We start from the raw sequence: 20,221 nt of genomic DNA on the forward strand, positions 1-20,221 counted from the left end.
AGGTGGCCGTGATGGGATCGCTCATGCATGACTGGGCAGACGTATTCGATGCCGTTCATAACGATATGATTATTACAGATGGCCGCGGCGTGGTCGTTTATGCCAACAAGGTGTCAGAAAAGCTGTATCTGATCCCGCGCGAAGATATTATCGGCAAATCCGTTTATGAGCTGGAGGATGCCAAAATTTTCTCCCCTTCGATCACCAAAATCGTATTGAAGGAAAAGAAAAAGCAGACGCTGATCCAGGAGACGAAATCCGGCGCAAAAGTGCTGGTGACGGCGAATCCGATTTTTGACGAGAACGGGGAAATCAAATGGGTCGTCAGCTATTCCTATGACGTGACGGAGCTGCTCCACCTGAAGGAACACGTCAGTCAAATGGAAGAAGATATGAAAAAGGTGCAGGATGAACTGAATGAGCTGCGCATGCAAAAGCATCTGGAGGACGGCATGGTCGCTTCCAGCTCGGCGATGAAGCAGGTGAAGCAAGCGGTTGAGAAAATCGCTGATTTCGACGTAACAATCCTACTGACCGGAGAATCGGGTGTCGGTAAAAATGTGATCGCCCGGTTCGCCCATGAGTATAGCAGTCGCAAAGACGCGCCGTTGGTTGAAATCAACTGCGGCAGTATTCCGGAGTCGCTTTTGGAATCGGAGCTGTTTGGATACGAGCCGGGCTCGTTTTCCGGCGCTCAGCAGAAAGGGAAAAAGGGCTTGGTGGAGGAAGCGGAGGGAGGCACGCTCTTTCTCGATGAGATTGGGGAATTGCCGCTTAACCTGCAGGTGAAGCTTCTCACGCTGATTCAGCAGAAACGGTTTTATCGGATCGGTGGCACCAAGCCGCGTCAGGTGGATTTTCGACTGATCGCCGCAACAAATGTCGACCTGAAGGAACGGGTGGATGCGGGGACGTTTCGTAAGGATCTGTTTTTCCGGCTGTCCGTGGTCCCGATTCACATCCCGCCGCTTCGCGAACGGCCGCAGGATGTATTTGCGATGATCACTGCCTTTACCATACGGTTCAATGCACGCTATCAAAAGGATAAAAGCTTTGACGAACCGGTGATCGAAGAGCTGCTGCGCTACCGCTGGCCAGGCAATGTGCGCGAGCTGGAAAATTTGGTGGAGAGGCTCATTCTCACATCAGAGGGAAAAAAGATCGGCGTGGAGGATCTGCCCGAAGCGATGCGAAGCAGCGGAATCAAATCATGGAGAGCCCAAGAAGGAAAGACGCTGGAGCAGATGATGGAAGAGTACGAGTCTCACATCATCCGCAATGCGTTTGCGCAATACAACAGTACGCCCAAGCTGGCCCGCTATCTGGGTATAAGCCAACCCACGGCGGTGCGCAAAGTGCGGAAGTATGTGCATCAAAAACAGGAAATATAATGGACTGTCGGCATCGTGCCGATGGTCCTTTTTTCTTTACAAAAGTAGGGGGAATCCCCTATGGGCTTCAAAAAAGCGCTTACAGTACACTTAGGCTACATCAGTAACGCAGGTAAACCTCCAACGAAAGGGGATTTTTATGGCAAAAGAGATGCATTACACCGTGGCCATCGTGGGGGCAGGCAGCGCAGGGGTCTCGGTCGCGGCCCGGCTGATTCGCGAGACGGGCAAGCTGCGCGGACAGATCGTCATTATCGATCCCGCCACGAAGCATTACTATCAGCCGCTTTGGACGCTAGTGGGCGGAGGGGCAGCCAAGAAGGAAGCGACCGAACGCGATCAAGCCAGTGTGATCCCGGACGGGGTGGATTGGCTGCAGGAGTCGGTGGAGCTGTTCCAGCCTGAAGAAAAGTGGCTCCAAACGCACGAAGGGACGAGAGTCAGCTATGACTATCTGGTTGTAGCCGCTGGCATCCAGATCGATTGGGACCGGATAAAGGGACTCAAGGAGAGCATCGGCAAAAACGGCGTTTGCAGCAACTACTCCTACCAATACGTCGACAGCACGTGGGAATTCATTCGCTCGTTTACGGGGGGACATGCGATTTTCACCCAGCCGAATACCCCGGTGAAGTGTGGCGGCGCGCCGCAAAAAATCATGTACTTAGCGGACGACTATTTCCGCAAGTCAGGCGTGCGCAGTAAATCGCAGGTGACGTTCTGCTCGGCGAACGCCAATATTTTCGCGGTGAAAAAATACGCGGATACGTTGGAGAAGGTGATTGTGCGCAAGCAGATCGATACCCGTTACCGGCGCAATCTGATCGAAATCAAGCCGGAGACAAAAGAAGCGGTGTTTCAGCATCTGGATACAAATGAGCTGGAAACTTTGAAATACGACATGATCCATGTGACGCCACCGATGCAGGCGCCCGATTTCATCGCGAAAAGTGCATTGGCCGATGCGGGGGGCTGGGTTGATGTGGACAAATTCACGCTCCAGCACAAACGCTATGACAATGTGTTCGGGATCGGCGATTGCAGCAATTTGCCCACGTCCAAAACAGGAGCTGCAATCCGGAAGCAGGCACCGACCGTCGCGCTGAATTTGCTTTCGCTGATGAAGGGCGAACCGCCCACAGCCGAATATGATGGGTATACGTCATGCCCGCTGGTTACGGGCTACAACAAGCTTGTATTGGCTGAATTTGATTACAACCTGATGCCGCAGGAGTCTTTTCCGTTCGATCAGTCACAAGAGCGGATGAGCATGTACCTGCTGAAAAAAGAAGCGCTTCCGATCATGTATTGGGACGGCATGCTGAAAGGGCTCATGTAAAACCGCCATAAGTGAAAAGGAGGCAGGCAAATGGAAATCGCACAGCAACAAGGGACGTTTCCCGACGCAACCAAGCTGGAGGCCGAATGGACGAATGCCGCATTGCTGCAGGAGCTTGCCGATCCGGCCGTTCAGGATTCGCTGGTTGAGCTGATTCGCAAGCTGCCGCGCATTGCAGAGGCGGTGAGCACGGCGGAACGGGGGATCGAGCTCGTTTCTGCCGTAGCGGGCGACAAGGCGACGCTCTCCTCGGTCACAGAACGGATCGATCAGGCGTGGGCGAAATTGAATATCGATCACGAGACGTTGGATGCCCTCATTACGCTGATCGAAAAGCTGCCAAAGCTGGTGAAAATGATCACGGTGTTCGAACAGCTGTATGACACGGCAGAAGCGGTGCTTTCGGATAAGCAATCGATGAATCAATTGCTCGGCGGTGTGAAGGAGCTGGCATCCCCCGTCACCGAGCCGCTTGAAGAAGGCATTGCCGTCTTGAAAGAGGCAAAAGCACGGGCAGCAACGAGCACACAGCGGTTTTCGCTCTTTGCCGTCATGCGCATGCTGGGCGATCCGACGGTCCAGAACGGGCTGCGTTTCACGCAATCGCTCCTGGATGTCGTTGCCGAACGGAAAAAACCATAGAGGAGGAAGCTTTACCATGCTGTTGCGTTATTTTTACGACGAAAAACTGGCGCATGCGTCCTATTTGGTCGGGTGCCAAAAAACGGGGGAGGCGATCGTTATCGATCCATCCCGCGACATTGCTCCTTATCTTGCGGTGGCGAAAGCGGAGGGTGTACGGATTGTCGCCGCGACGGAAACACACATCCATGCTGATTTCGTCTCCGGGGCGCGGGAATTGGCTGTCGGCCAGGGAGCAAAGCTATTTCTCTCCGATGAAGGGGATGAGGAGTGGAAATATCAATACTTGGCCAGTCTACAGCATCAGCTGCTGAAGGATGGGGACCAGTTCGCGATCGGCAACATTTGGTTTGAGGTGATGCACACCCCTGGGCATACACCAGAGAGCATTTCGCTCGTGCTGACGGACAAAGGCGGAGCCGCTGATCGACCGATGGGGATTTTCACCGGAGACTTTGTGTTTGTCGGCGATGTGGGCCGTCCGGATTTGCTGGAAAAGGCAGTCGGTGTGAAAGGCTCGGCAGGCGGTGGGGCGCGCCAGATGTTCCAGTCGCTCAAGCGCTTCAAGGAGCTGCCCGATTATTTGCAGGTGTGGCCGGCACATGGCGCTGGCAGCGCATGCGGAAAGGCGCTGGGCGCAGTCCCCTCCTCGACGGTCGGCTATGAGAAGCTGTTCAACTGGGCGCTTGCGATCGATGAGGAAGAAGCGTTCGTTGCTGCGTTGCTTGATGGTCAGCCTGAACCGCCCGCCTATTTCAAATATATGAAACTGGCCAACAAAAACGGACCAGCCTTGCTCGCTGATCTGCCGAAAACAGAACAGTTGTCACCGGCGGTCGAGACGGTTTCCACGCTGCTTGCTAACGGTGCTGCCATCCTGGATACGCGCGCGAGCAGCCACTATGCCAAAGGGCATATCGAAGGGACATTCAATATTCCCTATAACAAATCGTTTACCAGCTGGGCGGGCTGGCTGGTCGATTACGAACGGCCGCTGAACCTGCTCTGCGATCCGGCGCAGCTGACCAGTATGCTGCGGGATTTGCGCGCGGTGGGAATTGATAACGTGCCCGGCTTCATCGATCTGACGGTGTATGACAGCTATGCGGAAGCTGCCGTTCAGCTGGAGGTATATGAAGAGGTGGATCCAGCCCAAATCGCCGCCCAAGTGGAGAGTGGGGATGTCTACGTACTTGACGTGCGCAATCAGAGCGAATGGAAGGAAGGGCATATTCCCGGCGCTACCCATATTATGCTCGGGACGCTGCCCAGACGGCTCGCGGAGGTTCCGGCGGAGAAACCGCTTGTGGTGCAATGCCGCTCCGGCGCCCGCTCCGCAATGGCTTGCAGCATCCTACAGGCGAATGGACACAAGCGGGTCATGAATTTGACCGGGGGCATCCTGCAGTGGGCGAAAGCTGGTTTGCCACAGGTGTAAAAAAGCGGACACAGAAGGCAGGGATCGGCGACTTAAGCCAGAAGCTATTGTGAGGTGGACCACTTTGCCAACTGAGGATGTGCGGAACATGCAGCAGAAAGATTATTTGAAGCAAGTGTTTGACCATTTGCAGGACGGCATCATCATCTTCGATAAGGAACGCACCATTTTGGCGATCAACCCGTCGGCAGAGAAGCTGACGGGTTGGCACCTAGGCGGCGCGGTGCCGTACTGCTCGTTTTGCCAGACGCGCGAAGTCCCGCCGGGTGAGGAACGCTGCTATCTGGTAGCCAAGCGAGAAGTCCCGTACTTTTTATCGTCCATGCCGACGTATGAGGGCCATTACATCGATGTCGAGATGAGCACGGCGGTCATGTACGAAAATGAGGAGCAGCATCAGCAGGAAGTACTGCTCGTCCTAAAAGACATGACGGTCAAGAAAAAAGAAGAAGAGGCGCGCATATCCAAACTGCTTCTGCACAAGACGCTGGAAGCGCAGGAAAACGAGCACAAGCGACTGGCACAAGAGCTGCACGACAGCGTCGGTCAGTCGCTTTATTCCATATCGGTCGGGCTGCAAGCGATCCAGGCGCAGATCGACCGCGATGAAGCGTTCAAATCGTACATGGGCGAAATCGTCCACGAGCTGGACAAGGTTGTCAACGACGTGAAGCTTTACTCGCTGCAGCTGCGGCCGCACAGCCTCGATCAGCTCGGCCTCGTGCCGACAATCAGCAATCTCATTCACAACCTGAACAAAACGCACGCGGCCAACATCCGCTTTATCCAAAACATGGACAGCCTGCGGTTGAAGCCGCTATTGGAAATCAATTTGTACCGGGTGACACAGGAGGCACTTCACAATGCCCTGAAATACTCGAAGGCTGATGAAATCGAGGTTTTCCTCAGTTGGGAAGATGAAGGGCTGACGCTCGCCGTGCGCGATCGAGGCGTCGGTTTTTCCCGCGAAGCGATTCAGGAGGGCTTGGGCTTGAAGCATATGGAGGAGCGGGTGAGCCATATGAACGGCCAATTGACCATCCACTCCATTCTCGGAGAAGGTACTGAAATTATCGTGACCGTGCAGGAACGGGAGGGATTTGACAGTGATCCGCGTTCTTTTGGTTGATGACCATACGATGGTGCGTAAGGGAATTCGCATGCTTTTGCAGGCTTATCCCGATGTGGAGATCATCGGCGAGAGCCATGACGGCAACGATGCGATCTTGAAGGCGGCGCAGCTTTTGCCGGATGTCGTTTTGATGGATTTGTCGATGCCGGGCGGTTTGGACGGGTTTCGGGCAAGCCGGGAGATCCATAAGCAGCTGCCGAAAAGCAGGATTGTGATTTTGACGATGTTTGATGAGGAGATTTATATTCAGCAGGCGGTGCAGGTCGGGGCATACGGCTATATTTTGAAAAACAGCCACGGTGAGCTGCTGATTGAGGCGATCCGAAATGTCCAACAGGGCAAACGGTTTTACAAGACATCGATCGCCGACGAAAAAATCAGGCAGTGGATGGGACAGCAAGAGCAGGCGAGCATCGCGAATCAGCGCAGCCGCGTGCTGGGCTCCATCCTGACCGATCGGGAGACCGAGATCGTCCGCCTGATCGCGCTCGGGTACGCCAACAAGGAAGTGGCGGACAAGCTGATGATCAGCGTCAAGACGGTCGAAAACCATAAGACGAATATCATGCAAAAGCTGGAGATTACGACGAAGCGGGAACTGATCCAATTTGCGCTGCGAAATCATTTTCTGGATTTGGCGCTGTAACGATAACCGATAAATGGGTACACCGGGCACTTTGCTGCTCGGTGTACCCTTTTTTGTACAGATAAGAATTTATAAAATTCTTATCCAGTATAAGTGCAACCGCGACTCCGCCAAAAAGCATGGCGGAGCCAGGTTTTCTAATTTGCGGTCTTATAGCGAACCGAAAATGATATTGACAAACGCTAACTGGTAATGATAATCTTTCTCAATAAAAAGAGTGGTGAAATCTTACATTTGTTTTTACTATATGACAAGGAGGATTTGAGGATATGAGAAAAAGCATGTTTGCCTGCCTTTGCAAGCTGTTGCTGGCTTTTTCGCTAGCCGGCTGCGGAAATAGCGGCGGAGCTGGCACCGGAACAGATTCAGCAGCAAGCGGAAGCGCCGAAACGAGCAAACCAGCGGATGCTGCTGCCTCCCGTACCTATAAGCACAGCATGGGCGAAACGCAAATTCCAGCCCATCCCGGGAAAGTGGTCACACTGCAATATGTCAGCCAGATGATGGCTGTCGGGATCAAGCCGATCGGGGCGCCGGGCTACTTGCTTGAGGATATGGGGGACAAGGTCAAAGGGATTGAAAATATCGGCAACGTTGAAAAAGTGAACTATGAAAAAATCATCGCTATTCAGCCGGACCTGATCATCGCCGGCGATGCCGACCAGGACATGTATGACAAACTGTCCAAAATCGCTCCGACCGTCGCGATCCCATGGATGGATTATGACATGCCGGGCCACGTCAAAGTGATCGGCGATATTTTGAACCGCCAAAAAGAGGCGGAGGCGTGGCAAAAAAGCTTTGACGAGAAAGTAAAGGCGACAGAAGAGCAAATCAAATCCCTTGTTCCAGCAGGCAAAACCGTCGCCATTTATAACGTGCGCCCGAAAGAGCTGTACGTGTATGGCGTGCGCAATTTTGGCTACACGATCTATAAAGCGTTGAACCTGACCCCGCCAGCTGCTGTTCAGAAGGAAATCGACAAGGACCCGAACTTCTGGGCGACCTCGATTTCGCTCGAAAAGCTGCCTGAATTCGCAGCGGATTATGTATTTGTGTCGACGTTCCAGGATGATGACTCGAAAAAGCATCTGGAAGACATTCAAAAGAGCGCGCTGTGGAAAAACCTCCCGGCTGCGAAAGAAAATCACGTGTATGTGCTGAATTTCGATCGATGGTTCGGCTATACGCCGGATGATGTCGAATACCAGCTGCAAGATATGGTGAATATGTTGAAGAAATCGTGAAACAAACAAACCCCCGCTTTTCGGACATCGTGTCGAAAGCAGGGGTTTTTTCGATTATATAATAGAAGAAACAGAAGTTTGTTCGGTAAACAATTTGCGGATGCACACCCGGAGCATATTCGGCAGCTTCACGAAAGCAAAGTCGGTATCCAGCCGCTCCGTCCATTTATGCGCATCACGGCCCACTGGGCCCAGGTTGAGGACCGGGACATCAAAGCGCTCGAGCGCTTCCAGTGGCACGCTGTAGCCGCGGTTCCACAGCGGCATGTTGGTGGTGAGCGGCGTCAATGTGGAAGCCGGATGTTGCAAGCCGACATAGCTGAGGTCGGAGATGCCGCCGAAATAGTTTTGCTTTTTCAGCTCCACACCATGCTGTTCGTTCGCATACGCGATCATGTCGGACACGACGGACGAAATCAGCGGATTGCGGCGAGAGCAGACCGCAGGGTAGTATGGAGGCGCAAAGAACAGGACGATCATAGGGGACAGCTCTTTGCAAAGGATCGCGAGTTCATCGACCAGGTTGATCGTGACATCGCGCTCATCTTGTTTGGTTGTGTTGTTCAGCACGTCTTGGCGGATGCGTTCCACACGCTCATCGCCGTATGTTTCGCCCGCGTATTTCAGCAGTTCGTCGTACGTGTAAACGTTCACGTTGATATCGGTAGGCGTGAAGGAATCGAGCTGGGCATAGCGCTCTGCATTGGCTGCATACGATTCCTTGATTTGCTCGGCAGCCATCGTAGCCAGACGGCGCATCCCGGTGACGATTTCCTCCATCGTCCATTCGTACAAAAAGAGGTTAAAGAGCGTGACGGATCGGTGCGGAATCTGTACCGAGTAGTCTTTCTTCAAGCTTTTTAAAATTTGGTTGGTCGGGGGGGGTGTGACCTCGTTCTCGACACGTTCGCAAAACGCGGTATTGAGCTCCATCATCGTCGTGATGTGGGACGACATGAAATTGCCGTTCAAGCCTGCCAGCGGCTCGCCCACATGGGTTTCTTTTCCGTAGCAGAGGAAACCGGGCATGACCTTGCCGATCGAGCCGTTGTAAATGTACGCATTGCGGTCGCCCGGATAGCGGGTAAACATCGGCTCGGAGTTGAGCACGGTTTTGTAGCTCAGGTCGAATTTTTCCGCCCACTCCAAGAGCAAAGGCACAGCTGCTTTCATCCCGACGGAGTTGACTTCTTCATCAGGAACGGTGAGCAGCAGCAGGTTGCCGTCAAAACCGCCGTCACATGCTTCCTCGATCAGCGACATATGGAGGGCGAGGCCGCATTTCATATCCATGGTGCCACGGCCAAACAGCCAGTCACCTGTCCCCAGGTCTTCCTGGACGTCAGCTGGCATATCTGCTTTGTTGGCGCGGAACATCTCGCTCAATTTTTTCGGTGCAAAAGCAAATTCCTTCCAGTTGCCGTAATCCTCCACATCGACCACGTCAAAATGGCTGACCAGCACGATCGTGTCTTTCGTTTCCGGCTTGTTTTTGACCAAGGCAGTGACGAAATAACGCCCATCTCCGGTCGGATGTGCATGGAGATGCTCAGGATGCTGCTGGAAATATGGGAGCGCCTGCAGCTGTTCGACTACATAGCGCGGGAAGGCGATTTCCGCTTCGGAACCAGTGATGCTTGGGATGCTAACCAAATTGCAGAGCAGATCAGTCATTTGTTCTTTTGTAGACCATTTGTAAGCCATGATGAGCACCTCTTCTTTTGTTATATTTCCACATAGTGAAAAACGTTTCCGTTGCGTGGATAAAAAAATTACGGCGTTTTGCCGATTTTTTGTGAAATTAACTGGGCAGCGTCCTTCACCTTTTCAATCAGGTAGGCGAGCCGCTCGTCTGTGATCTGGTAGCTGAGTACACCGATGCTCAAAGCTCCGACTACTTTATGTCCATAGCCGATGATCGGAGCGGCGATGGAGGCGGTGCCTTCCGTTCGCTCACCATAGCTTATGGCGTAGCCGTGCTGTTTAATGTCAAGCAACTGATTGCGCAGCTCCTGTCTTTTCTCTTGTGTCGGAATCAGCGTTTCAATCGTTGCTGTCATTTCGCGTTCTTCAAAGTTGGCCAAAATCGTTTTGTTGCCAGCTCCAATGTGGAGCGGAATCCGTATGCCGAGATTGTCGATGATCCTAACCTTGAGTGGACTATCGACGCGCTCGATGATAATCGCGTCTGTGCCGTGGGGAATATTGAGATACGTGCTCTCTTTTACCTCTAATGCCAGCGCTTCCATAATGGGGCGAGCGACAACGCGGTAATCGACATTCTCCAGCAGCCGCAAGCCGATTTCCATCCAAAGATGACCTGCTTTGTATTGTTTTGTTTCGGCGACCTGTTCGACCAACCCATGCTGAATCAGTGTACTGATAAGGCGATGGACGGTGCTGATCGGCAGCTTAGTTTTTTCGGCAAGATCAGAGATGGACCAATGGAGTTTGGTTTCATCCGAGATTAAGGCTTGCACGATCTGCATGGCGCGGTCTATCGATTGTACCATGTGCTGCCTCCTTCCCAGAGGATAAGTATGAATGGTTATGAATGAGATATCGCCACTTTTATTTAACAGAAATATAGCCAAATTGTAAACTATTAAATTGTTGTGTAAAGTCATTGACAAGAAAAATTCTGCCTTATAGAGTATAACTATATTTTCGCATTGTGAAAATAGTTCCACAATACGGAAAAATCATGAAACAATCTGCGGAGGTGCACCATGTTTACTAGAGCAATCGTAAAAAAACCGGGCAAAAGCTATGTGAATGGCTTGACTACATCAAATCTGGGTACTCCCAATTATGAACTGGCGCTGGAACAGCATGCGAGTTACATTGAAGCGCTGAAAACAGTCGGAGTTGAGGTGACGGTGTTGGAGGCGGATGAGCAGTTTCCGGATTCCACATTCGTTGAGGATACAGCGGTTTTGACGGAGAAATTCGCTATCGTGTCGAATCCGGGGGCAGAAACTCGTAACGGCGAAATCGTCCATATGCAAGAAGTTTTGAAAGGCTTCTATAAGGAGCTGGAATATATCCAAGCGCCAGGCACGCTAGATGGTGGCGACGTCATGCAGGCAGACAACCGTTTCTACGTAGGTTTGTCCACACGCACAAATGAAGAAGGCGCCAAGCAGTTCAAGGCGATTGTTGAAAAATACGGTTACACGGCAGAAATCGTGCCGATGAAAGAGTTTTTCCACCTGAAAACCGGTCTCGCGTATTTGGGCAACAATGATCTGGTCGTAGCAGGCGAATTTGTGGATCACCCGACCTTTGCCGAGTTCAATCAGATCGTGGTCGATGCGGACGAAGAGTATTCGGCGAACTGCATTCGCATGAATGATTACGTCATCATCCCAAAAGGTTTTGAAAAATCAAAAAAACGTATTGTCGACGCTGGCTACAAAGTGATCGAGCTGGAAATGTCCGAGTTCCGTAAGCAAGACGGCGGTTTGAGCTGCCTGTCGCTGCGCTTCTAATCTGATTTCTCCTCAGCATAGGGAGAATGGAGGGGTCTTTATGAAGTATGGCAGCCAGTCGATGGTTGGCAAACTGGAAAGCGTATTCATCAAGCGCCCGGCTGAAGCTTTCATCAGCCAGGAGCATCTGGAGCAAAACTGGCAGGCGTACAATTACACCAGCTGCCCGGATTATGCCGAAGCGGTCAAGGAATATGAAGCATTTGAAGCAATTTTGCGTAAGCATGTGCCGAACGTCGTGCATTTGCCTCAATCCGATTTGACTGGGCTCGATTCGCTCTATGCGCACGATTCTGTCAAAATCACTTGCAACGGTGCGATTTTGCTGAAATCCGGCAAGACGCTGCGTCAGGGAGAGCCGCAATTGCTTAAGCAAGTATTGGCTGAACACGGCATCCCTGTACTTGGTGAACTGACGGGGGAGGCCCGCGCGGATGGTGGCGACATCGTCTGGCTCGATGAGCGTACGGTGGTAGTGGGCCGCGGCTATCGAACCAATGACGAGGGTATTCGCCAGCTGCGCGAATTGATGGCGGGTGTGGTGGACGAGTTCATCGTGGTGCATCTTCCACACGCGAATGGTCCGGAGGAGTGCCTGCATTTGATGTCGTTCATCAGCATGGTGTCCCAAGACCTTGCTGTGGTACATTCGCCATTGATGCCGGTCATGTTCCGCGAGATGTTGCTTGCGCGCGGCATGAAGCTGATTGAAGTACCTGAGGCTGAGTACAACAATCTCGGCTGCAATGTTTTGGCGCTGGCACCGCGCATCGTCATGATACCGGCCGGCAACCCGCACACCAAAGCTGCTATGGAGGCGGAAGATGTGACGGTTTATGAATACAAGGGAGACGAAATCTCCTTTAAGGGCACGGGCGGCCCGACTTGCCTGACTTGCCCAGTTGAACGCCTGTAGCCATTTGGCTGCAGGCACTCGTTATCTGCGAAATCGGAGGGATAGGATGAGTCAGGAAACAAAAAACGCAGAAAAAGGACCTCAATTGCAACGTACGATGAAAAGCCGCCATCTTTTCATGCTGTCGCTTGGCGGCGTAATCGGCACTGGTTTGTTTCTGAACGCAGGATTGACGATTAATCAGTCGGGACCTGGCGGAGCGATGCTTGCCTTTTTGTTCGGTGGAATTTTGCTTTATCTGGTCATGACCTGCTTAGGGGAGTTGTCGGTGAAAATGCCGGTGACCGGAGCTTTTCAAACGTATGCGACGAAATACATCGGCCCTGGAACAGGCTTTGCAATCGGCTGGATTTACTGGCTCGGCTCAGCTACGACCGCCGGTGTCGAATTTACAGCTGCGGGCATTCTGATGCAGCGATGGTTTCCCAACACGCCCGTTTGGATTTGGTGCGCAGTATTCATTCTTTTGCTGTTCTTGATGAATGCGCTTACAACAAAAGCGTTTGCGGAGTCAGAGTATTGGTTCGCAGGGATTAAAGTCGTTGCTGTTATCCTATTTTTGATCATTGGCGTAGCTGCTATTTTTGGTATTGTTCCGATGCATGGCAAGCCTGCTCCTTACTTCTCCAATCTGATGAGCGGCGGCGGCCTTTTCCCTGCTGGGATTTCAATCGTTTTCGTCACGTTGATGAACGTGATCTTCTCCTATCAAGGCTCCGAGCTGATCGGGATTGCGGCAGGGGAGAGCGCAGAACCGCAAAAAAACATCCCGCGCGCCATTCGCAACGTGGTGTTCCGCATCCTGATTTTTTATGTGGCTTCTGTGGCAGTGTTGTCACTGCTTTTCCCATCCAAAGACCTGGGCATTTTGGAAAGCCCATTTGTCACCTTGCTGGATGACGTAGGCATTCCGTTTGCTGCCGACCTGATGAATTTCGTTATTTTGACCGCGATTTTGTCCGTAGGCAACACATGCCTGTACGCATCGACACGCTTGATGTTTGCGATGTCCCAAGACAAAATGGCACCTGCTGCCTTTGGTCGCCTGACCAAAAACGGGGTGCCGCTCAATTCGCTGCTTGCCACGCTGATCTTCTCGCTGCTGTCTCTGTTGACGAGCATTTTAGCTGCTGACACCGTCTATGTGCTGCTCATGTCAGTGTCAGGCATCGCAGTCACGCTATCTTGGATGGGCATTGCGCTATCCCAATTCAATTTCCGCCGCAGTTACTTGAAAGAGGGCGGAAAGCTGGAAGATTTGAAATACAAGTCACCGCTTTATCCGATTACGCCGATCCTGTGCCTGGTGATGTGCGGAATCGTCCTGATCTTCCCAGCGTTTGACCCTACACAGCGGGCTGGTCTGTACTACGGACTCGCGGTTACCGCGATCTGCTATATCGTTTACTTTGCAAAATTCGGGCGCAAAAAGAAGGATGCGTCGAATACCCCTCCGTTTTCGTCGTAACCATATCAATAAAACCTTAACCTCTCCATGATGCGGAGGGGTTTTTTCATAAGGGCAACTAAGGCACCCCCAAAAAGCTTGGCGCAGCCAAGTTTTCTAAATGAAAAAATTCCTATATACTGGAATGCAAAGGAGTATGGAAGGGGAGTTAAAATCGCCATGGAGATCGTTTCCATCAATGTGGGGAAGCCCATTACGGTGACGTATGAAGGGAAAGAGCTGGAGACAGGCATTTTTAAGCAGCCTATCGAAGGAGCCGTTTTTTTATCCAAGCTGAATTTCGCCGGTGACGGTCAAGCAGACCTGAAATTTCACGGAGGAGTCGACAAGGCTGTCTGTGTCTATTCCCATGAGCATTATCCGTTTTGGGAGCGTGAACTGCACAGACCCATGTCATTCGGGGCATTCGGTGAAAATTTGACGGTGACCGGGATGACGGAGGACCTCGTATGCATCGGCGATACATACCAGCTGGGCGAGGCGGTCGTGCAGGTGACGCAGCCGCGTCAGCCTTGCCATAAGCTCGCAAAGCGTTATGATGTCGCGGATATGCCGATCACGGTGCAAAACGTAGGGTTCACCGGCTTTTATTTCCGTGTGTTGCAAGAAGGCCACGTATCCAAAGAAGATCGACCGGTGCTCATAGAGCGTCATCCGGCCAAACTTACCGTGGCGTTCGCCAACCAGATCATGCATCACGACAAGAAAAATCAGGATGGTATCAGACAGCTGTTGGCTGTAGAGAAGCTGTCCGCAAGCTGGCGCAAAACGTTAAGCAATCGTTTAGAAGGCGACGAAGTCGATACGATCGCCCGTTTAAACGGTTGATTAATGGGGTTACCGGGAAAACAAGCTTATGTAAAAAGACCGCATCCACATGTCCAATCAACACAAAGGTGCGGTCTTTTCATGCTATTTCATACTGAGCCGACTGGCAAACACAAGCTCCGCACTTTGTTTCAAACGGGGAATGCTTTTGCGCAGCACATCGGCTGTCTTTTTGCCCGGTGGTCCCACATGGCCGATCGCGATGTAGTTTTCGTCATTGCTGTTCAGATATTTGCACAGCAGGTCCATCTGCTTGGAGATATGGTTATAGGTGTAAACATCGTCAAAAAAGAGCCGATTCATCATGTACGGGACGCCCATTTCCTTTGCCAGCGCAGGAATTACGCTTTTATGGGTCGTCCGGCTGTCGAGAAACATAAGCCCCCGTTCCTTACAGACGGTAAGGACGATCCGCATAACCCGTTCATCGGCAGTCGCCTTTGAGCCCATGTGGTTGTTGATGCCGATCGCATGGGGGACATCGTCGATCGCAGCTTGTACTCGCTTGCGGATTTCAGCATCGGAGAGATCAGTCGTAATCGCGCCTGGGCCTAACCAGCTGCGCTTTCCTTTGACAGGCTCCATTGGCAAATGGACGAATACCTCGTGGTGTTTGGTATGAGCCAATTCGGCATCTTGTTTGGTTGAAGGCATGAATGGCATCACCGCAACCGTAAGCGGGATGGGCAAGTCCAGCATTTCCTTGGTTCCATCCATATTGTTGCCGAAATCATCGATGACGATCGCCAGCTTTTGCACAGGTGTCTCGCCGTGAGCGGCTTGGCTAAACGGAAGCAGGGCAACCGCTAAAAGCCCGAAGCTAACGATCATTCGACTGTAAATTCCCTTCTTCAAACGCATACACCTCCCTATTACTTTTCATCCAGGCTGATATTTGTAATTTTCCAGCGGCTACCTGGCGACACGCGTTCTAACCGAAATGTCCAGGTGTTTTTTTGCTCGCGTCTGTTGACCCATTTGCAAGAAAGCTCTACCGGTATGGTGGCGACCAAAAGGTCTGGGTTGCGATTTTGCCACTCTTCGCTTTCCCGTTTGAATGTTTCTAGCTCTTCAGAAGGAAACGGCATCTGAAAATCATTTGCCGTGGTCATCAGCTGTGTCGAACGGTCATGCTCATGCAGCGATGTGAGGAATATATCGACCACGCGCATGGGCGTCGCTTGCATAAGCTCCTGTTTCAGCTTTCCTGACGCTTTCAGGATCATCAAGCTGTGGGAAGGATCAGGCTCATTGCGTCGATGGGTTGAGCTCCCTTGAAAATGAATACAAAAATGGCCGGGGAAGTTATTTCCGGCGATTGCGCCTGCCCCATGGGGCATCCCATGCATGGAGGCTGCGTATGTATGACCATCGATGGTCAACAGAATCGCCCGACGTTTCCAGCTCCACTTCCCATCGTAAACCCGCTTCATCGTAGCGGTATCCTCGCTTGTCAAGGGCTGCACGTCAGCATGGTTGCTTCCGGCCCGGCGCTGAACATGAAAGGATTCGCCCGTTTCGAGGTCTGTCACGGTCGCAAAATCCATCCGAGCGAAATCATCTTTGACCTTTACCCAGTCGAGTGGTTGTCCGTAATGCGCGTTTTCTGCCAAATCGACCCATTTCTCAAGCTGCTTGCGCACGGCATTCGACATCACGAGCTGGGTTTGACGTGCAGGTTCAAACAGCTGGGAATAGGAGTCGAAGACAAATTCCCGATCGCCAATTGTGATTTGCGCACGTGGAAGCTCGGGATGCACCTTTGCTGCAACAGATCGGCTGCGCAAAATTCGTTTTGCCAGCCAGGCGGGCTGCTTGATCTCCAACGTGGTGCAAAAGGGGGAGTCCGGCGATGTGGTTACGGTGATGATGCTGCTTGGCGCTTCCTTCGCGCCGACCATGACAGGGGCGAACAGCAGCAGGGTCAGGCAGAACAGGGACGCGTACAGCTTTTTGGCAGTCATGGCCATTGGATGAATCACCTCTGCCGTTTAGTATGTGCAACTGCAAGGAAACAAAACGACTTCCTTCGTTCTCGTTTCATGAAAGCGGACAGTAAAAACTGGATGCTTGATATTGAATGAGCCGATCAAAAGCGATTCACACTATCACGTGAATGAATGCAAAGGGGAACGTAAAATGCCCCGCCAAGAGGAAGGGAATCGGATGAAGCGATGGAAACGCAGTGTCAAGATGATGCTTACCGGCTTGGCAGCAATGATTGTTTGTCTCGGTTCACTGCAGAATACACATGCTGACGGGATCCATTTGCCGATCGATATCATGATCGATGTGGGGCATGGCGGCATCGACAGCGGGACGACTTATGGCAGTATTGAAGAAAAAAACATCAATCTGCAAATCGCCATGAAAGTGTATAAAATGCTGAAAGCGAGAGGCTACAACGTATTGATCAACCGAACGGGCGATTATGCACTCAGCGATGACAACGAATGGCTGCACAGCCGTTCCCGCCATATTCGCGATCTTGCCCAGCGCAAGGAATTGGCCGTGGAAATCGTCCCTCAAGTTCTGATCAGCCTTCATGTAAATTGGGCCAAAAACCGGAGGGAGTCAGGACCCGTAATTTTGTATCAAAAACGAGGCCAGAGCTATTTGCTGGCCCATGTTCTTCAGCAAAAGTTGAACGGGTTGTATCAGTCGAATGAGACGCCGCGAACGGGGAAGACCTATTACTTGCTCAATCGTACGGAAAGCCCCGCTGTGATCGTGGAGATGGGCTTTTTAAGCAATCTGTCCGATCGGGCACGCTTGACCAACCCAAAAGGTCAAAAAGAAATCGCCGATACCATCTGCGAGGCTGTGCGCGAGTATCTGGTTCTCTGCGGCAATTTGCACGACGGAGAAAAAAGGGATGCCCATTAATCAGCATCCCTTGCCAAAACAGGCAGTTCGACATGAACGATCGTCCCCCCTGATGCGGAGCGTCGAATGGAAATTCGGCCTCCGTATTCTTGTACAATCGACTTGGCGATGGGCAAGCCGAGTCCGCTGCCTCCACGATGCCGATTGCGTGATTTGTCCACACGGTAAAATCGCTCGAATACATTCTCCATTTCTTCCTCAGGGATGCCGATCCCCGTATCCTCAACAAGCAAGTGTACCCACCCTCTTTCCGTCGTCGCCGTTAACGCAACTTCTCCCGTTTCTGTATACTTTCGTGCATTGTCCAGGAGTATATCTAGCAGCTGCCTGATCTTCGGCGGTTCCATTGTCATGGCGATTGGCTCTGTCCAATTGACGGACAAGCTGAGATGCTTGGGAAACGTCGACGTCCACACATTGCGGATCTCCTTGAGTAACGGGACCATCGACTGCATCTTTTTCCCGTCGTCTTCGCCGATCTGCGACACGTGCTGGAATTTGGCCAGCGAGAGCATGTCGTCGATCAGCGAAAAGAGGCGGGAACATTCATGGTCCATGGCAATGAGCGCCTCATCCCGTATCGCCTGATTTTGTTTTCCCCAGCGGTGCAAAAGCCTGACATAGCCGTCGATGATGGCGAGCGGCGTGCGGAATTCATGGGAAGCGTCCGCGATAAATTGCTGCTGCTTTTTCATGGCTTCCTCCACGCGGTCTAGCAGCGAATTGAACGCACGAACCAAATCATTGATTTCGGCAGACGTGCCATGCGCGGGGAGGCGGGTGGAGAGATGAGAGGGGCGGATTCTCCGGATATCAGTAATCAGACGGTCAAGAGGAGAGAGCCCGACCCTTGCGAGAAAATAGCCCCCGAAGCTGGAGATGACCAGCGTCACAATCGAGGCCACGCCGAGCATCAGGAGCAAAATGTGCAAGTACGGATCAAGCAGCTCGTTTTCCTGTTTGACGCGGATGGTGAGTGGCGGGTGAGCCCCGTCCAGTAAAATAGGCGCTTCTCCGATCAGCTGCGCGGGGAGGCCTTTTAGCGGGTCGGTCACCCAGTCAGGTCCGACGACCGAGGCGAGGCGCTTTCCTTGGTGATCGAGCAAAATGATGGCTTGCTGCTTTGTTGCATAGTTCGTCAGCAGCTGTTTCACGTAATTAGCGTCCAGGTACTTGTCCTCGGTTAGCTGTGTTTTTAGGTCAGCCGCGATGGCCTCTGCCTTTTGGTCCAGCAAATGCTGCTCGTGTATGTAGACCAGCTTGGAGGTGCTCCAGTATATGAATGTCGTGAGAATCATCAAAAGGACCATCATGCCCGCAACAAAGAGCAGCGTCAAACGCCATTTCAGCGAAAGGCGGAGCAGCTTTCTGATACCACTGGTTGTGGAGGTCATCGCCATCATCCTTTCTTGGTTTGCATTACACCCGCATCGTATAGCCTACACCGCGGATGGTATGGATGAGCTTGACCGGGTGATCGGAGTCGACCTTGTTGCGCAAATAGCGAATGTAGACGTCGACCACGTTGGTGTTTCCCATGAAATCAAACCCCCATACGGCAGAAAGTAGCTGCTCGCGGGACAAGGCTTGTCCAGGGTGCGTGGCCAAATAGATCAGAAGCTCGAACTCCCGGGGAGTAAGGGACACCTCTTCTTCGTCGCGGAAAACACGACGGGAATGAGGCTCGATTGTCAACGTATCCATCGTGATTAATTCCACTTCCTCAGATTGGGGCTTGCGCAAATTGACACGAATGCGGGCAAACAATTCCTCGATGGCAAAAGGCTTGGTCAAATAATCATTCGCTCCGCTGTCCAGTCCGGCTACTTTGTCCGGCACCTCGCTCCGCGCCGAAATCATGATGATCGGGACATCCTTGACCTCGCGGATGCGGCGACAAACTTCCGTGCCGGATAGGCCGGGAAGCATCACATCTAGCAGGATCAGATCGTACGGCTGATCGAGTGCCTGCTGCAAGCCAGTAGTGCCGTTGTGCTCCAGGTCGATTTCATATCCCTCGTTTACTAATTCGAGTTGCAAGTAACGAGCAAAGTTTTGCTCGTCCTCCACAAGCAATATGCGACCTTTTCCTTCAAGCGATGTCATCTCCTTACACCTCATCCATCAGCTGTAAATTCTCATCAAATTCTCATGAAATTCTCGTCTAAATCTTAGTTTTCGGCTGTAACATGTCATTTATACCGCAAGACACCAACATCTAAGGAGGATGAGAAACATGAATAAGCGGAACTGGATGATGAGCGCAGCTATGGCTGTTCTTGTGTGTAGTTCTCTTTTGACTGGTGGACAAGCATATGCCTATTCCAGCACTACGGCCAGCAACGTGATCAAAGCAGGAGCCAAATATATGGGTACTCCTTATGTATGGGGATCTAGCCGTTCAACGAAATCAACGATGGATTGCTCCGAGTTTGTCATGTGGGCGATGAAAGAGGGCGCCCATATCAACATGGGAAAAGGTGGGGCACGTTCCCAATATACAATCGGTAAGCAAAAGGGCAAGGTTGTCAAATACAGCGAGCTGAAAAAAGGTGACATTGTATTCTTTTCAACCAAAGCGACGATGAAATATGCAAAAGGTTCTATCAACCGCATCGGTCATGTCGGTATTTATGCAGGTAACGGAAAAGTGCTGCATACGTATGGGGCAGGAGGCGTCCGCTACAGCAACATGGCAAGCGGATGGTGGAAAGATCATTACGTCACAGCAGTTCGCGTATTGTAATACGCGAATACATAAAAACCGCGGGTAGCGTTCGACGCACCAGCGGTTTTT

The 20,221-nt window shown here is 51.9% G+C and carries 19 protein-coding genes; 13 read left to right on the forward strand and 6 right to left on the reverse strand.

Annotated features, from left to right (window positions below; all coding sequences use genetic code 11):
* The first annotated feature begins 11 nt into the window (after window positions 1–11).
* From EDM56_RS05175 to EDM56_RS05205, 7 genes are all read left to right on the forward strand, one after another.
* The gene (locus EDM56_RS05175) at window positions 12–1,391 is read left to right on the forward strand and encodes a sigma-54 interaction domain-containing protein (RefSeq protein WP_183192302.1); all 1,380 of its coding nucleotides are present in this window, start codon (window positions 12–14) and stop codon (window positions 1,389–1,391) included.
* A gap of 139 nt (window positions 1,392–1,530) precedes the next feature.
* On the forward strand, window positions 1,531–2,730 hold the full coding sequence (locus EDM56_RS05180; RefSeq protein WP_122916827.1) for an NAD(P)/FAD-dependent oxidoreductase: 1,200 nt from the start codon (window positions 1,531–1,533) through the stop codon (window positions 2,728–2,730).
* Between the two features lie 30 nt (window positions 2,731–2,760).
* Entirely contained in the window at window positions 2,761–3,372 is a 612-nt protein-coding gene (locus EDM56_RS05185; protein WP_122916828.1) for a helical membrane plugin domain-containing protein, read from the forward strand.
* 16 nt (window positions 3,373–3,388) lie between these two features.
* Window positions 3,389–4,810 (forward strand): MBL fold metallo-hydrolase, encoded by a 1,422-nt coding sequence (locus tag EDM56_RS05190; protein WP_122916829.1) that lies wholly within the window; start codon window positions 3,389–3,391, stop codon window positions 4,808–4,810.
* An 88-nt stretch (window positions 4,811–4,898) separates the two neighbouring features.
* A complete protein-coding gene (locus EDM56_RS05195) occupies window positions 4,899–5,939 on the forward strand; it encodes a sensor histidine kinase (RefSeq protein WP_122916830.1) in 1,041 nt (346 codons plus the stop codon).
* Window positions 5,917–6,588 (forward strand): response regulator, encoded by a 672-nt coding sequence (locus EDM56_RS05200; protein ID WP_122916831.1) that lies wholly within the window; start codon window positions 5,917–5,919, stop codon window positions 6,586–6,588. The genes EDM56_RS05195 and EDM56_RS05200 overlap by 23 nt, the downstream gene beginning before the upstream one ends.
* Before the next feature lie 269 nt (window positions 6,589–6,857).
* Window positions 6,858–7,835: an ABC transporter substrate-binding protein gene (locus tag EDM56_RS05205; protein WP_122916832.1), complete on the forward strand. Its 978-nt coding sequence runs from the start codon at window positions 6,858–6,860 to the stop codon at window positions 7,833–7,835.
* 54 nt (window positions 7,836–7,889) lie between these two features.
* Here the strand turns inward: EDM56_RS05205 and EDM56_RS05210 are convergent, their stop codons facing one another.
* Together EDM56_RS05210 and EDM56_RS05215 are read right to left on the reverse strand one after the other, a co-directional pair.
* Window positions 7,890–9,539 carry a M20/M25/M40 family metallo-hydrolase gene (locus tag EDM56_RS05210; protein WP_122916833.1) on the reverse strand — a complete coding sequence of 550 codons (1,650 nt, stop codon included), beginning with the start codon at window positions 9,537–9,539 and terminating at the stop codon, window positions 7,890–7,892.
* A gap of 68 nt (window positions 9,540–9,607) precedes the next feature.
* A complete protein-coding gene (locus EDM56_RS05215; protein WP_122916834.1) occupies window positions 9,608–10,348 on the reverse strand; it encodes an IclR family transcriptional regulator in 741 nt (246 codons plus the stop codon).
* A 216-nt stretch (window positions 10,349–10,564) separates the two neighbouring features.
* Between EDM56_RS05215 and EDM56_RS05220 the strand changes: the two genes are divergently transcribed.
* The 4 genes from EDM56_RS05220 to EDM56_RS05235 all read left to right on the forward strand — a co-directional run bounded on the left by EDM56_RS05220 (window position 10,565) and on the right by EDM56_RS05235 (window position 14,538).
* Complete coding sequence (locus EDM56_RS05220; RefSeq protein ID WP_122916835.1) at window positions 10,565–11,326, forward strand: dimethylarginine dimethylaminohydrolase family protein; 762 nt, start codon at window positions 10,565–10,567, stop codon at window positions 11,324–11,326.
* Window positions 11,327–11,366: 40 nt separating this feature from the next.
* Window positions 11,367–12,242, forward strand: a complete 876-nt coding sequence (locus tag EDM56_RS05225; RefSeq protein ID WP_122916836.1) for a dimethylarginine dimethylaminohydrolase family protein — start codon at window positions 11,367–11,369, stop codon at window positions 12,240–12,242.
* A 46-nt stretch (window positions 12,243–12,288) separates the two neighbouring features.
* On the forward strand, window positions 12,289–13,710 hold the full coding sequence (locus EDM56_RS05230) for an amino acid permease (protein ID WP_122916837.1): 1,422 nt from the start codon (window positions 12,289–12,291) through the stop codon (window positions 13,708–13,710).
* 159 nt (window positions 13,711–13,869) lie between these two features.
* Complete coding sequence (locus EDM56_RS05235) at window positions 13,870–14,538, forward strand: MOSC domain-containing protein (protein WP_122916838.1); 669 nt, start codon at window positions 13,870–13,872, stop codon at window positions 14,536–14,538.
* Window positions 14,539–14,622: 84 nt separating this feature from the next.
* On the opposite strand, the gene EDM56_RS05240 is transcribed toward EDM56_RS05235, so the two are convergent.
* Window positions 14,623–15,399, reverse strand: coding sequence for a divergent polysaccharide deacetylase family protein (locus tag EDM56_RS05240; RefSeq protein WP_183192303.1), 777 nt, complete (start codon window positions 15,397–15,399; stop codon window positions 14,623–14,625).
* 11 nt (window positions 15,400–15,410) lie between these two features.
* Window positions 15,411–16,508 carry a hypothetical protein gene (locus EDM56_RS31370; protein WP_183192304.1) on the reverse strand — a complete coding sequence of 366 codons (1,098 nt, stop codon included), beginning with the start codon at window positions 16,506–16,508 and terminating at the stop codon, window positions 15,411–15,413.
* A gap of 196 nt (window positions 16,509–16,704) precedes the next feature.
* Here EDM56_RS31370 and EDM56_RS05250 point away from each other — a divergent pair, with 196 nt between their 5' ends.
* Window positions 16,705–17,424, forward strand: a complete 720-nt coding sequence (locus tag EDM56_RS05250) for an N-acetylmuramoyl-L-alanine amidase family protein (protein WP_246009265.1) — start codon at window positions 16,705–16,707, stop codon at window positions 17,422–17,424.
* Here the strand turns inward: EDM56_RS05250 and EDM56_RS05255 are convergent.
* Entirely contained in the window at window positions 17,421–18,818 is a 1,398-nt protein-coding gene (locus tag EDM56_RS05255; protein ID WP_122916839.1) for a HAMP domain-containing sensor histidine kinase, read from the reverse strand. The genes EDM56_RS05250 and EDM56_RS05255 overlap by 4 nt on opposite strands.
* Before the next feature lie 25 nt (window positions 18,819–18,843).
* A complete protein-coding gene (locus EDM56_RS05260; RefSeq protein WP_122916840.1) occupies window positions 18,844–19,530 on the reverse strand; it encodes a response regulator transcription factor in 687 nt (228 codons plus the stop codon).
* A 130-nt stretch (window positions 19,531–19,660) separates the two neighbouring features.
* On the opposite strand from EDM56_RS05260, the gene EDM56_RS05265 reads away from it, so the two are divergent.
* Window positions 19,661–20,170 (forward strand): C40 family peptidase, encoded by a 510-nt coding sequence (locus tag EDM56_RS05265; protein WP_246009266.1) that lies wholly within the window; start codon window positions 19,661–19,663, stop codon window positions 20,168–20,170.
* The last annotated feature ends 51 nt before the right edge of the window (window positions 20,171–20,221 follow it).

It is taken from the genome of Brevibacillus fluminis (genome assembly GCF_003710825.1).
Classification (GTDB): Bacteria; Bacillota; Bacilli; order Brevibacillales; family Brevibacillaceae; genus Brevibacillus_D; species Brevibacillus_D fluminis.